We start from the raw sequence: 16569 nt of genomic DNA on the forward strand, positions 1-16569 counted from the left end.
CTAGTTTTGACCTACCCGGGTGGGTGGTTTTGTAAATAATTGCGTTTAAAGCTTAAAATGGAGGTTTTCTAAGACTGTCCCACAATCAGGTGAAGCGCTTCTTTTCTGTTGTTAACTCCTAGTTTTTCGTACACATTTTTGAGGTGGTACTTTACCGTGTTCACAGAAACAAACACCTCTTCGGCGATCTCCTGATTGGTTTTGTCCGAAACGGTGAGATTTAAAATCTCAAACTCCCGTTCTGTCAGTGGTTGGTGAAGTTTCTGATTGAGTTCGTCCAGACTGAGTTTGATGGAGTCACTATCTCCAAGTAGAGAATTGATTTTGAGTCTTAGGTTTTCTATTTCCTCGCTAAGTAGCTTTTGCTTGAGATTTGATTTTTGCTTCAGTGAATAGATGATAAACCCGCCCACTAAAACAATAAAAATGATCACCCCGCTCAAAAAGTATTTTTCTCGTTTCTGCTGAATTAATTGAAGCGAGGCGATTGCCAGTTCTTGTTCTTTCTTTTCTGTCTGATACTTGGTTTCCAGCTCAGCGATTTGCCTGGATTTCTCTTCGGTAAAAATTTCAGCAGCTATTTCATTTTTGCTTTCCAGGTATTCTAATGCAGCCTGATAATCCCCAAGCTCCACCGATATCTTGCTAAGAAGATCATAGGTGTACACCTCATCCTGAGCAAACTTGTAATTCTGTGCGATGTTCAATGCCTCAAGTGCCAGACTCTTCGCTTCCGCATTTCTGCCCATGTACATCAGGTTTTCAGCTTTACTCTGGATCGTATTCTGAATGCCGGAAGACATTTCAATTTCTTTAAAAACCTCCAGAGCCTGGTCATACAGCTCATTGGCTTTAGCATACTGCTCTAAAATGAGGGAATAAACAGTACCGGAATTGAGGAGGGTGTTAGCATAACCCTCTTTTTCACCAATGGCCTGGAAAAGTGAAGCTGCTTGCTCGTAGTAGTTAAGCTCTCTTTCAGTTTCGTCGCTGTAGCTGGCCATCATCCCGAGATTATTGAGTGCGTGACCCCAACGGAGCGTATCTCCAAACTGCTTGGAAAGACTTTCAACCTGCTTGAAGTAGTTAATGGCTTTTTGATCTTCTTCCAGCATCAGATAATCAATACCCAGATTATTGAATCCGTCAATCAGCGTAATCGTGTCATTATATTGTTCTGCAACCTCGATTGCCTTGAAAGAATAGGTAGTCGACTGCTCGTAGTTTGCTAAGTAACTGTAGCTCGTCGATAAGGCGATATAAATCTGCCCTTTCAATTCTCCATTATCAAAAGATTGGCTTAACTGCAGGGCTTTATTGGAAAGAATTAGTGCAGTATCCGGTTGGGTTTCTGCGTACTCTTTGGCAAGCTTGGTGAGAATCACCAGATAGTGAGAATCTGATTCTTCTAAATTCTGAAGCTTGTGTTCTAAACTGTCGATAACAGTCTGACCACTTGCATTCAGGCATATTAGGGTAAGCGTAAGCCACTTAAGGCGCTTTAACAACATAGTCTAAGGCTTCTTTGCGATTATTGACGCCTAATTTACCATAGGTGTTGCGTAAATGGAATTTAACTGTGCTGGTTGATATAAATAATTCCTCACCGATCTCACTATTTGTCTTACCATCCAGGCTCAGTTTGAGTACTTCAAACTCCCGCTCGCTGAGCGGAGTGTTTAGCTTGTTATTAAGATCAATGATATCCAGGTTAATATCAGGAGGTGTGGCGTTTAATTCTTGCAATCGTTTCTGCAACGCTTCGAACCTTAGTTCCTGGGCTTCCAATTCAGCTCGGTGTTCCAGAATACGAACCCTGATTTTGTAAAACACAAAGCCTGAACCGACAATCAATAATCCACATAAAGAATAGAACCACCAGGTCTCCCAGAAAGGAGTGCCAATGAAGATAGAAATTGTTCTGGGCTCACTCCACGCACCGTCTCTGTTTCTTGCTTTTACTTTAAATAGGTAATTACCTCCATCTAGATTTGTATAGTTAGCCTGACGGCTCTTTTCAGCAATGATCCACCCTTTATCCAACCCTTCAAGCTGATAGGCAAATTGGACTTTTTGCCTGGGTGAAAGAGCGGGAGAGGTGAATTCAAAGGAAAAGAAATTCTCGGTGTAGCTTAGGTTAATTTGGTCGACATAGTCAAGTGACTTCTCAAGTGGATAATCTTGGTTTCTCACTTTAAAATCTGTAAAGAAGACCTTAGGAACATCGAATGAAAATTGTATTGAATTCGGATGAAACATGGAATAACCACCGTATGAGCCAACCAACAGATAGTCATCGATTTTAACAAAGCAACCAGCATGGTCAAGCCCGTCTGCTTTGTTGTAGTTTATGATCTCACCATTTATAGGGTCCATTTTACTAATCCCTTCATTAGTACCCAACCACATGGATTGATTTTCATCGAATAGAATTTCCATCACATTGTTGGAAGGTAGGTTTGAATTTGAGGTATTTATCAGCTCTTCCTCATCATTTTCGAGCTTGATAAGGCCATTCGAAGAACCGATCCATTTTACCAGATTTTCATCTTCTCGAACCACATAAATGAGTTGGTTTTTTTTGCTGGAAATACTCTCTGGCTGGAAATGCGTGGTACTGTTGTTTCTAGGGTCATAAATGACAATGTCTTGATCTGTACTGAACCAGATTTTGCGATCGCTGGCAACCAGCATGTCATGATATCGAGGGATATTCTGGCTATTGATCTTAAATAGAGGAGATATTTCATTAGTTACAAGATTTAATTTATAAACCCCACTATATGCTGTCAAAATCAGTGAGTATTCTGATGTCCATTCATGAATGGATTGCATGACTATTTCTGATTCCGGCATATTTTTAACTCGCAATGGATTGATTTCGCTGGTAGCCTTATCAAAGTATTTTAATGATCGAAGGACATCAATGATGATGACTTTATCTTCCAATTCCAGCATACCGTAGACCATGTCAGACATTCCGTTGGTAATGACCCTTTGATTTTTGGTTTTTTTATCGATCTCCCAAAGACCTTCACCACTCACTCCTGCTAAATATATTTTATCATACTCACCTGTAGCGACTGTAATTCTTCCGTATTCTTTTTGCGCAAAGTTGAGCGGGACAAAGGGGAACTTGTGTGCATCTCCATCATAGAACGATACCCCATTTACACCCCCGACCCATAGCTTTTCCTCATCAGCAACTACAGTGTAGGTGAACCCGGGGAATGGTGATTTGTGGTTATCCATATCCGAGTCAATGAATTGGATTTCCTTCTCTTGTGTCTCGTATATAGCTAATCCTTTTTTTCGGGCCGCCAACCAATACTCAGTATTCGATTTTTTAGCAATATCAAATGTTCGAATATTTTCGTCCACATCCGAATAGGTCTCATTCCACATGCCATTATTTATTTGGTACTCATCAATGCCTGCATAGTAGAACCCACCAAGTATCGTGTTTTTATCTGGTTGATAGGCCGCAAATAACCCGTGCCGATTGATTTTTTCAAGCGGATGATCTATGACATGGAACCTTTCTTTTTTAGAGTCGAAAGCAATCAGTCCGCTAGTCGTGGCAAGCCACAATGTGTCCGGTCTCCATTGATCGGGGACAACAGCTCGTATTGCCTTGACACCCTTTTTTTCAACAGAGGCAAACGGGTCATAGTTTTTAGCCTTCCCTGTCTTTAGATCCAGATTACATAATCCTATCCCATTGTCAAACCCGATCCAAATTTTACCATTTACATCTTCAGCGATTTTTCTCACACGATCGCCTGGAATGCTATTGGGGTCATTCGGATCATGTTTGAAGGTTGTAATTGAATCTATTTTGGGATCCAGTATACTTACGCCGTGCGAGTTGGTTCCAATCCATATTAACCCGTCAGAATCCTGAAAAATGTCATTAATAAGGTCGTCAGGCAGGGCATAGCCATTTTGTTGGTTGTATAGCTTGAATTCATACCCATCGTATCTACACAGGCCGTTTACTGTGCCCATCCACATAAAGCCTTGCTTGTCTTTGAAAATGCAATGGACACTGTTTGAGGGTAAACCGTCTTCCTTTGTTAGCCTGTGAAATTCCATTCGCTGGGCTAAAGACAAATAACCCAGGCCAACACAGAGAAGATATGTAAGGACATTTTTCACAAACTAAAGCAGCAACTATAAGTTACGATGATTTTTTGTCAAAAGGTGGGTTTGCAATATTATATTATGAGCTTTTGACGACATAATCGAGCGCCTCTTTTCGATTATTCACACCTAATTTCCCATATGTATTTCGAAGGTGAAATTTGACCGTGCTTGTGGATATGAAAAGATCCTCGGCTATTTCAGAGTTAGTCTTCCCTTCAAGGCTAAGTCGAAGGACATCAATCTCTCTTTCGGATAGCGGAGTGTGAATTTTGTCATTGAGTGAACTAGAGTCTATGTCTACCTCTTTCGGACTAATGTTAAGGTCTAACAAGCGCTTTTCAAGCGCCTCGATTTGAAGCTCCTGGGCTTCCTTCTCAGCTCTTTGCTTTTTGCTACGCTGGCCATAGAAAGCGATGACAAGTAGAATAAATAGCACACTGCTTGAGCCAATTACTATGATCATCATTCGGGTATTTGAAAGCTCATTTTCTTTTAATTCCGATTCCAGAGAAAGTCGTTCGATCTCCGCTTCTTTTTGAGCAGTCTGATATTCCTGATCAAGCATTAGAATGGCTCGCTGCTTTTGCCTTCTTTGTAATGTGTCATTTAAAGCCTGATGCTTTTTTAAATCCTGATTTGCAGATTTGAATCGACCCTGCGACTCATGTATTTCTGATCTTTTCGTTAGGATAGCCATTGAGCTTTCAATCAACCCTAATTTTTCAGCTATTTCCAACGCCTCATCAAGGGTTGATTGTGCTTTTGAGTAATTGCGTAATCCTATGTATGCATCTGCAAGTACATTGGCGGCATCCACTAGATTGCTAGTGGGCGATGCGTCAAAATAGCTGTAAGCTCGATTTGCAAAGTCAAGTGCCTGATGATATGCTCCTTTCAGAGCATAGATTTGGGATTTAATAATCCACAGCTTTGCCAGGCTCAAACTGTCATCTATGGCAGTGGACTCGTTTTCTGCCCAGTTTGCATAATATAAAGCACTATCCAATTCACTATTCATAAGATAGGCACTGCTTAGTTTAGATGCCCTTTGAATATGAATGGTATGATCGCCAGCAATTGTTCTTTTAACTCGAACTCCTTGCCTAAAATAAGATATTGCTTTATCGGCATCTTTCATAGCCAGGTGTAGTGAGCCAAGGTTGACTAGATCATAAGCTAATGCGACTGTGTCTTTAAGGGCAAAATCAATCTCGTAAGCTTCTTTGAAATAGGTTGAAGCTTTATCATAATCTCCAAGATTGCTATAAATGGTTCCTAGCCCTGAAGCTTGATTGGCTATTTCAACCGAGTCATTTTGCTCAACTGTAAAGGTATAAGCCCGTTTGTAGTAGGGAATAGCTTCAATGTATTTCCCCAAATAGCGGTAGCAAAAGCCAATGTGGCTATAGCATTCCATTGCATTATAAGGGTGCAAAGGGAGCGATTCTGAGGGGGTTATAGCTTTTAAATAATGTTCAAGCGATGCTTCCACGTCATTGAGGAAGTAATACGCGTCTGCTTGGATTTGATAAACTCTTGAAGCATATTCCGTTGCATTGTTTGATAAAATTGAATCACTAAGCAAAAGGACTTTTCTATAGTCATCCTGGCTATAAACAGACTCCAACTTTTGAATTGCTTCATCATACACCTGAGATGTACAAGTGATTGCACTTGAAATGAACAGAAATATTAAACTAAGGCGGGCCACTATGCCAAATTAACTTACCGGCCTGAAAAACCTTAGCAATGTGAAAAAAATTAACTGAATAATTACAATTTGATTTTACTCAGGTCCGTGTTTGGGTTAATTCAAGCTATCTGGCAATAAAAACGAAATCACTACCATTTTCATCATGCCCAAACGCGCCAAACCGTGGAGTTGACTTCAACCGCTCCATATAAGCATTAATTTCACTAAGGATGAGAATACGATCATCTCCTCCATTCGATTTTAGTGCTTCAATGAAATTCCTGGCAAAAGGAGAATGACTTCCAGCTACTCCATCGGAAACATATTCTTTACTTCCTGAAGTCAGATATTTTCTCGTTTTTTTAGACAGTTTCCTCACCAGATACTCTCTATCGTTTGTTTCCTCATACGCAGCAGATCTTGACGATGCAAGCAACGGGTCAAATGTTCCTCCAAAACAAACATCCATGGTTAAGAAAATATGCTCGCACGGTATGTTGTTAATATTACTTCTAATCCTATTATGAGAGATGTACGAGTTTTTACTTACATCGTTTCTTAAAGAATTAGTGGCCACCAAAAATCCTTCACCAAAGACATCATCATACTGACCATGTCCAGCAAAGAAGATGAGTAATTGATCCTGAGGTTTGTAGTTGATCTGTGCGTATTCCCTCAGTTTGGTCATCACCATATCTTGATTAGCGTCAGTGATAATTTCCACTTTGAACCCATATCGTTCCTCTAGTTCTTTGCCGATCGCCTCAACATCAAATACTGGGTTAACAAGGTCTGACCAGTTGTCATATTTGTTAATACCGAATAGAAGTGCATAGTCTTGTCGATCAGCCATTACCGCATCACCAATAGCGTCCATCCCAACTTTTATATTGCGATATTCGCGTGTAATGCCACCTGTGGTGGTTTTTGCGACAATTTCTATCCAGTTATCTCCATCCTGCATCCTTAGCGTGAGGTCAAAGTTTGTATTATGTTCATCCTCAATATATGCTGTCCTCGAAGCGATGGGCTCACCATCTTTCTTTCTTTTGAAGTGTAGCGTGACACTTTCAAGTGGATTGGTGGACATGATGTTTGCTTTTATTTCCAGCTTTTTTTCTTCAGAATTGGTGTACTCCAACCTGGGAGATATCCAGTCAATTTGTGCATAAGATGCATGCAAGTCGGACTTTAAGTCCACCTGTACCTCATTTGATCTGGATGATACAATTTGGGCACTGGCGATGAACGTCAGGCATAAAAGAAGAGTATAGATAGATGCTTTCATTTCATTAAATATTTAGCGCTTAATGATTATTTTCTTTTGCTGAGGTTTGTGAGACGTGTTTTTGAAGCTGGCACCATAAAAGTAGAGACCATCTTTTAGATTTAGTTTCTCAACATCCAGTTCAAACGTGTGAATACCTGGAGCAAACTGTCCGTTTGCTATTGTATAAACAAGCCGTCCCTGCATGTTATACAGACGTAATTGCAGTTCATATTTCTCCTCGTTTTTAGGGAGTAAAAGTGGAATTTGAGCACGGAAACTAACCGGGTTTGGATAGATGTCACCCAAAGTAAGCCTGGTTGGAATCACAGTGTAGTTGGGATCTTCCGAATAGTGAATGGAAAATTCATGATGATTATTCATTGCAAAGGAGTAAGTGCCTGTATTTGACATCTCCGTTGTTTTTCCATTTGTTTCATCTACTAGCCATAGCTTACCACGATTATTGACCATTGAAGGATCCCAGGATAAAGAAGTCAATCCGGAAATTTGGTTAGACTCCAAATCATAAATCCAAACTTGCTCACTGGTATGCGATTTTATATCGTGGCTAAATTTTGGATAAAAATATTCATCGACTGTGGTATACATTTCCAGATAGTTTTCAAAACGAGGCACGATCAGCTTGTCAAATTCGTCTTTATTGTTGCTGGCACTGCTATGCATACCAATGGCTGCAACTTCCCTTGAAGTACCATTCCATTTCAGCTCAATTGTTTTAATCCAGCTATTCGCATCAAGGTCTGTTATCTTTTTTGAAGTTTCTGTTCTCGCTCCTTGCAATCCGGCTATTGGATTTACAGATAAAACCGTGGCAGCATCAGCAAAAACAAAAGCACCTGAAAATGGGTCAAGCGTACTGGACTCTACGAATTCTCCAATAGTTGTATTATAAATTATGATCCTGCTGACATTAACTGACAAGCTATTGTCGTCAAGAATTTCATCCCAGTTGATACTGACATTATATGGATTGCCGATCTGATTCCATCCTTGCTCAAGTGCCATGTCAAAGGGTATGGTACTATTGGTTTGACCTGCGCCAACATTTATTGTCACATCATTCAGTGAATTAAACCAGTATCCTCTTCCGAGATCTATTCTGGTAAAACCTACCCCCTGATCCTGATATTCACCATCGAGGTACGTCATTAACCTCCATCTTTTTTTGTATTTAAGGTCGCCGAGCTCATTAAAGATTGATTGAACCAAATTGTCATCAAGTACATAAGGTATACTTATCAGACTCCATTCGCCGAGCTCCAGACTGGGTAAAGGCTCGCTGCTTGTTTCACTAAATGTTCTTTTGATGGTGTTGTTTTTTCGTTCAAGGAACGTCACGCCATCATTGGCCTTAACTTCAAAGACCACTCCAATATCATCCAGCATGTTTGATAGAATGGTAAACTCAAATTCAGTTGGAGATATTTCTATCATAGGCAGATAGTCAGACCAGCTGGCATCAAGAATTTCTTTGTGTCGTATTGTGACCGCAGGATCACCAATACCACCTGAAAATTTTACATTAATTACTGCTGAAGTAGCGGTTTCACTGAACTCATCATTGTATTCCAGTTCTGATATACTTAATGATTGAGATGTGTTTTGCGCTACTACCTGTATGATATCAGAATATGGAGATTCTCCCGAAGAATTTCCGGCTTTAATTCTGTATTTATACGTTTCTCCTGCTATTAAATCCTGAATTTTCACAGGGCTGGATGAACCGAGTTGCTCATTGTAGTGAAAGGATTGAAAGTCATCCAAAGACACCTCCAAAACATAATATTCAGCACCATCGGCTGCATCCCAGTTTGCAGTGAAGACACTTGCCGATGAATTGGATGCATCTCTTGCTACCGGAGTTTCAGGTGTAGTTAGGAACTCGATCATTTCAGAATTGGGGGATTCGCCGGAAATGTTTTTAGATCTTACACGGATCTGATATTCTTCTCCAGGGCTCAAACCAACAACATCAATTAATGCATTTGCCGACAGCAAAGCATTGTATGTTGGGAGTAGCGTTTGAAAGAAATTCTGTGATATGTCAACTACATAATTATCTGCTCCTGCTATTTCACTCCAGGAAACAGTTGCCGTTGTTTGCCCAATGGCACTGATCTCATTAAGTATTGGCGTATTGGGTGTAGTCAAGACTAAAATTGGATCGGACCATGGCGAAGATCCGGAATCATTGTATGAGGAAAGTCGTGCATAATAAGAAACGCCCGCATTCAAATTATCAATAAACTCGGTGGTTTGCCCTTTGTCTATGACTTTAGGGATATTATCTGCCCCATAACCTTCAATTAGTTGGTTTTTATCAGAAAATGAGTCATCTGTTGATATTTCCAAATAGTAGCCGTTGAATATTTCTGAAACAGATGCCCAGCTTAAGGTGGCAGTGTTTTGACTAATGTTTGAGACAGGATTTAAAGCGGGCGTTTCCGGCAATGTAAGCATGCTTAGTGCATCCGAAGATTTCGAAACCCCGGTTTCGTTGTAGGATCGCAAACGCGCGTAATATTGAGAGCCAGCAGTCAGATCTATCACCAACATTGAAGTTGAGTCTTTAGAAACATCCAGATTTTCCCATCCTGGTAAATAGGTACCTGGAGTGAAATTTATAGTGGTAGCTATGTCTAAATAATAACCGTCCAGAACTTCAGGAACTTCATTCCAGTTAAGCGTGATGCTGGTTTGAGAGACATTGGTTAATGACGCTGAAGCGGGGAATTCCGGGGTTATGGGTTTGGTTAAAAAATTGGTTGTTCCAAAATCAGCTGGTTCCATGTCGCCGCTGTTTCCACTGGCATTGCTTGATTGTACTCTGACGTAATATTGAGTGCCGGGTGAAAGCTCATCCAGTACCTGAAAAGGGACAGCCTGTGGGAAATCAGAAAAAACAGCAGTCTCTTCTTCAAATTCCTCAGATGTATTCAAGTCAATTAAGTAGACGTTTGCACCCAGCGTTGATTGCCAGTTCAGAGATGCGCCTGTTTGACTAATGTTATTCACCAGGCCTACTGTTGGAGCACGTGGTACGGTGGTAAAGGCTAGAATATTGGAATTAGGTGATTCTCCGGTGCTATTGAATGCTCTGATCCGGGCAAAATACGTTTGCCCTGGCAGCAATCCACTAACTGTAGTTGTTAATTCTGATTGTGCGAGCTCATTCGGCACCCCGCCACGACCGTATCCTTCAAGCATTAAATTGGCATTACCGAAACTAAAGTCAGTAGATACTTCAAGTTTATAACCCTCATAAAACCCCTCTGGCGCATCCCAGCTGAATGTGATTTCATTTTGCGTTATAGAGAGGATAGCTGTTTCTACACTAAAAACAGGAGAAGCAGGTGTCGTTAAAATGGTAATCTTTTCAGACAACTCAGAGTCACCAGATGTGTTCACAGCTACCAGATAGGCATAGTAGTTTGTTCCTGCCTCCAGTCCGCTTACTTGAATAGAAGTTTTAGATTTAGCTATATTCAAACCATTGTAATTGGCTAGGAATGCTGTTGAGTCAGTGTGTCCATCATCCAGAGTTGAAATTGAAATACGATATCCGCTTAGTATCTCCGGCACTGCATTCCACGTTGTAGTAGCAGAAGATTGCGTAACGCCTGTTACTACCTCATCTTGATTATATGTTGGTGCCTGTGGTTTTGTAAGAAATGGAACTATTTGAGAGTAGGGAGATACACCGGAAGCATTAAATGACTGAATTCTTGCATAATATTTCGTACCCGGAGTTAGGTTTAGAATCTTCTGGAGCTGTACTACATTGATTTCCTTGCTTTCAAAATCTTCGTGGATCATGGTAGCGTCTTGAAAAGTAGGGTCCTCAGATATGTCTAAATAATATCCATCAAGAATACCACCAGTCACTTCCCAGTTTAGAAAAGCCTGCGTAGAAGTAAGGTCTGAGATAGCCGCTTCCAATGAAGTAAAAGTAGGTGTAGCTGGTAAGGTAAGAACGCTGAGGGGAGAGCTGAATCCAGACTCTCCAATTTCATTGATGGCATTCACCCGGTAATAATAATTTGTTCCAGGGTCTAGATTATTAATTACCGCCTCTTTATTAGAAGAGGTTTCGTCATAAAGTGTTTCACCAAAGTCATCAGCTAGTGATACCTGAACTTGATACGATCGAGTCCAAGCTTCGTCACTAGAAAAAGAATATCCATCTTGTCGGATATCTTGAGGGGAATCAACCACTGGCACTCCTGGTATAAACTTTATTTCCCATAAATCATTATAGCTGTCTTGAGTTGATTTTCTTCCCCCAAAAAGCCAAAGACTTTTATCAATAGGGCCAAAGGTGTGTGCCCTTTGACGGCTGTTTATTGTGTTTAGTTCATCAAATACTCCTTGACTTCCATAGTTAGCAACCACGTTGAAATCTTCAGATCCTCCTACCCATGTCCACAAGTTTAGTTTTGTATCATACTTCCACAAATCATTTAGGTATCCAGCATATAATTCGCCATCAATTTCAATAACACCAACACCCCCGAAAATCCAAAGATTACCTGAATCATCCATCCAGGTATCGTGTCCATATCGTGCCGGAGGTAGATTATCCAAACTTGCTACTCCTTTAATTCCAAAGCTAGGAGCCTGGTTAATTAAATTGGGCCCAGATATCCAAGTCCATTGATTTGAAGAAGGATCATATTTCCATAAATCATTTAAATAGCCAAATTGTGCCTCGCTATCATATCCCTGGCCTCCAAAGAACCACACAGCCCCATCCTGATCTATCTGAGCATCCATATATCTACGGGCTCCTATCAAGTTGTCAGGGTCAGAAATTCCTTTTTCACCATACGATCCGGGCGTATTTTGGAAGCTATTTCCAGATAGCCATGTCCACTCTAATGTATTGGGATTGAACTTCCATAGGTCATTATTGAATTGAAAACTCTCATATCCTCCAAAAAGATAGAAGTTTCCTTCATGATCTGACCAATATGCAGCTGAGCTTCTTGGTCCGGGAATGTGCCCTACACTTGGCTCGCCTTTGGTGCCATAGACACCAGAAGCATTGAGTTCAGAACTGCCGGCCATCCAGGTGTACACTTGTGATTCTGGATCGTAATTCCACAGATCGTTGAGCCAACCAATATCATCAATCGCATTATTGAAATGGATGCCTCCAAAGAACCACAATTTCCCATCCTGACCAGTCCAGGAAGCACCATGCCACCTGTCCCTGGGAACATTGAGTGCATTTCCGATTCCACGTGACCCATATTCACCGTCTATGGTTTCAATTTCAGTATTACCTCCAAAATACGTCCAGATATTTTTTGAAACACTGAACTTCCACAAATCATTTAAATAGCCATCTTTTACATTTCCATTTATATTTCCACCTATGTACGCACCACCTTGAATCCAAAGGTTTCCGTCAAGATCTGTCCATCGTAGAGCTCCGTTTCGCCCTCCTGGAGTTGGCTGACTACCAGCACCTAAATCTCCGTATGTGCCTAATTCATCAGCAGTGGCTGTTGAGTTAAAACCTGAAACCCATGTCCACTCATTTGAAGAGGGCTCATATTTCCATAAATCATTGTACTGTCCGGTCGTTATCTGGTTTGGAAAATTGCCTCCGAACATCCAGAGGTTATCATCCTTATCAACCCAAATATTACTATGCCACCTGGCACCTGGCACATAGTCAACAGAGCTTAATCCTTTTTCATTGTAACTTCCCGTACTGCTGGCAAAATCAGACCCGGAATGCCATGCCCATTCTTCAGTAGTTGGATCAAAGCTCCATAAATCATTTAGGTATTTAGAACTAATACCAAACTTATCATATCCCTGTCCATCAAAAATCCAGAAAATTCCATTTGAATCCATCCATTGATTATATCCAGCTCTTCCGCCTGGCCTGAAATCGGCACTATATTCACCCAAAGCTCCAAAAATTCCTTTTTGATTGGCAAGATTGGTTCCACTTATCCATGTCCATTCATCCGTGCTAGGATCGTATTTCCATAGATCATTAAGATGCCCTATTGTTCCTTCTGAGTCAGGCCCATATCCTCCAAATAACCAGATGTTGTTTTCACTATCTATCCATATTTGGTGATTTTCTCTAGCACCAGGCATATTTATTGGATCACTTATACCTTTTGTGCCATGTGTTGGCCACTCATCAAGATTTTCACTACCACTTACCCATACCCACTCACTTATTAGTGGGTCATACATCCATAGGTCGTTCATCCACTGAATGGGATTCTCAGAAGCACCTCCACCAAATACCCAGAAGTTACCATCTTGATCTAGTGCTCCGTCCATCAACCAGCGAGATGGAGGCATATTGGAGGCTTCAGATACTTTTATCGTTCCGTAGCTACCACTATAATAAGCTTCATCAACACCTTTTAAAATGCTCCATTGATTTGTTTCGGGATTATATTGTCTAATCGAATTATAAATCCCCAAAACACCCTGACCACCAAAAACATTGAAATTACCATTTTCATCTGTCCATCCAGCGCCAAATGCTCGACCGGGCTTTTCTATCGGTATGTCAAATCCATCTGTCCAATTGGATGTCAAAGCTTGATTAATAGGGCTGTTAAAAACGCCAATGAAATTAGGTCGTACATACCCCAACCGGCCGGCATACCCCATGTTATCAACATCAAAGCTTGAAAAATCTAAGTCTATTGTATTTATACCATCATCTGCAGTGTAATCCGACGTTAACTGGATCCCGTCCAAATAGAAAACAACATTACTGGGATAGGCAGATGTGACAGAAAAAGCAACGTGATGCCATTCTCCATCAGTAATGTCATAGTCCTCTATTGTTTCAACCGATCCGGAACTCTGGCCGTCTTGATTTAGACTAAGCTTGTTATTAGCTATAAATAGCGCAAAGCTGTTTCTGTCTGCTGTGGGCCACCCATTATCATACAAATCAGTTGTAATAGAGAATATGGGGCCATTATCAGAAGTTTTAATCCACCCTTCCCAGGTAAAATCATCGTTAAAAATATTTGGGTCAGCTGCCTGGGTAGAAAAATCAGGAATATTGACGTAATCATCAACTCCATCAAATCTTAAAGTATTGACGGGTGAAGATTGATTTAAATCATTATTCTCTCTGAGCGTAATGCTTACATCAGCATAATGGCTAATGGCAATATCTACTTGACCATTTTTGTCAAGGTCACTAATTGCAACATCTTCAGAAGAGGATGTAATGTTTATACTTGTTGCTAATGTGAACTCGCCTTCAACATTACCATGAAAGATCAAAAGTTTATTTGATTCGTTGCTCGAAGCAATGATGTCAAAGATATTGTCTGCATTGACATCCATTATTTCAATGCCGGAAAAGGTATTTCCATAAAGTTCTCCCCTATAATTTTCCTGGAATGTGCCGTCTCCGTTTCCCGTTATTGACCCAAAGCTTGAACCGTCTATAAAGATTAAATCTTTGTTACCATCATCATTAATGTCTGTTGATTTAAACTCGGTCACTTGTAGATAGCCACTTGATGCCGTTGCTTCGGTAGTGACCATTTCATCAAATGAACCAGCTGTATTATTTCGTAAAAGACCAATAGTAGTATGACCAAATTGATCTAAAGTAGATATGACTATATCAAGCCAACCATCATTGGTAAAATCATCTATCTCTAATCCAAAATTGTAATATGGGCCAACGCTGAAGAATTCATTGGTAATGTAACCACCAGCACCATCCCCATAATATATAGCAAGCGTTTGAGTGGCTGGAAGTATTACAACCAGATCATCAAAGGTGTCGTCATTTAGGTCATCAGCCAAAATCCTGCCCGGAAATGCATCATCAGATAATGGAAAGTCAGTAAATGAAGAGAAGCCACCCGCTCCATCTCCAAAAAACAATCTCACCTTATCGTCCCCTGGATTATCGCCTTCTGTAGTAACGGCAACATCCGGGAATGCATCATTATTGAAAAAACCAGTCGTTATGTGGTTGGATTGAGAGCCAGTGCTAAATTCTGTTGCTGCTCCAAACGCTCCTGATTGATCATTAATTAGGACAGATATTGATTGTTCATCAAAATTCGTGGTTAAAACGTCTTCATAAGTGTCATTATTAACATCTACTAAAATGATGTCTCTACCTCCGGTGAAATTAGAATACCTTGAGGGCAGCACTTTCATGTAATCAGATCGATAATTTGATTCGGACCCGGATAGATCAAAAGCATGGAGTTCCCCGTCATAATCGAAGCTTGCAATATCATTGATGTTGGTGAGAGAAGTGTTATCCCCTTCAGCTATACCCTCTGCAAAATCATAGGCATTAACGATATCGGGACTCGCACCTGTTACTGGAGTTTGAGCTAAAGCAGCAATTTCTTGTGCATTCTTTACAGTATTGAAAAGCCTGACTTGAGCCATCTCACCATCAAATCGAATATCTCTTCCAAAATTTACGAGTGACCCAAAATTTCCACCGACATTATCCTCTAGTATGTCGATGCTATTATTAGCACTATTAGCTTCGCCTTGATTGAACTTGTAGTAGGCAGTGATGCCTTCTTCATTAATGTTTAACTCCCTAAATCTACTTGTAGCAACCTGACTTTGACTTCTTGCATAGTCCCAGAATCTGAGCTCATCTATCTGGCCCTTGAAAAACTCGCTGTAACCATCTCCAATTCGAGCTCCCAGCATAAGGAAATCGTACTCATTATAAACTGTGAAGGGGTTATTGCCATGAATTAATTCTTGACCAATTAATTCACCATCCAGATAAACAAATAAAAGATCTTCAATGAAAATGTCGTCACCTTCTTTGGTGACAAAAGCCAAATGATGCCATTCGTCATTGGCCAAATCAAGATTTGGAATATATATAACCTGATGGGCTCCTCTATACATACCCAGCGCCTCTCCACTATTTTCAACTTTTATTTCCCATTCGGTGGACTCGATTTCATTAATATTACCGTAAGCTAGTATAGGACAATGTTGAGTTGTTTTAAACCAAAACTCGACAGTTACATCGGTCATTTCATAAGGAACAGTTGCAATTGGATAGTTGCCACTGTTAAAAATGATATAATCATCGATACCATCAAAAAGTAGTGAATTGTTATTCTCAACATATGGAATGTCAACGGTTTCCTGCCCGTCAATCCAACTCCATGTTTTTGAATTCTGATCGTATTTCCAGATATCATTGAAATAGCCGGAAGTAGTATTAAAATCCTGCCCGGAACCGCCAAAAAGCCATAGGTTATCATCATCATCACTGAAAGTGAAATGCCCGTTTCTTGGACCAGGTTCAGTAGCATTTAAAATTGATTTTTTTCTGGTTTCTTGAGACCCGGATACCCATTTATAAGTAGGTGTTTGTGACCAGGTAGAAAAAGACATGGCCAAAAATGCTATTACAATTAATTTATTCTTCATGCTTCTT

5 protein-coding genes are annotated in these 16569 nt (G+C 40.4%); all 5 read right to left on the reverse strand.

Going from position 1 to position 16569, the window contains the following annotated elements; translation table 11 throughout:
• Window positions 1-68: 68 nt before the first annotated feature.
• Window positions 69-1511: a tetratricopeptide repeat protein gene (locus CHB71_RS08170; RefSeq protein ID WP_089356431.1), complete on the reverse strand. Its 1443-nt coding sequence runs from the start codon at window positions 1509-1511 to the stop codon at window positions 69-71.
• Window positions 1492-4095, reverse strand: coding sequence for a two-component regulator propeller domain-containing protein (locus CHB71_RS08175; RefSeq protein WP_089356432.1), 2604 nt, complete (start codon window positions 4093-4095; stop codon window positions 1492-1494). Before CHB71_RS08175 ends, CHB71_RS08170 begins: the two co-directional genes overlap by 20 nt.
• Before the next feature lie 127 nt (window positions 4096-4222).
• A complete protein-coding gene (locus tag CHB71_RS08180; protein ID WP_144017371.1) occupies window positions 4223-5857 on the reverse strand; it encodes a tetratricopeptide repeat protein in 1635 nt (544 codons plus the stop codon).
• A gap of 106 nt (window positions 5858-5963) precedes the next feature.
• Window positions 5964-7127, reverse strand: coding sequence for a caspase family protein (locus CHB71_RS08185; RefSeq protein WP_089356434.1), 1164 nt, complete (start codon window positions 7125-7127; stop codon window positions 5964-5966).
• 12 nt (window positions 7128-7139) lie between these two features.
• Entirely contained in the window at window positions 7140-16562 is a 9423-nt protein-coding gene (locus CHB71_RS08190; protein ID WP_179213349.1) for a fibronectin type III domain-containing protein, read from the reverse strand.
• Between the last annotated feature and the right edge of the window lie 7 nt (window positions 16563-16569).

The sequence above is a fragment of the Ekhidna lutea genome, from assembly GCF_900188325.1.
GTDB classification, from domain to species: domain Bacteria; phylum Bacteroidota; class Bacteroidia; order Cytophagales; family Cyclobacteriaceae; genus Ekhidna; species Ekhidna lutea.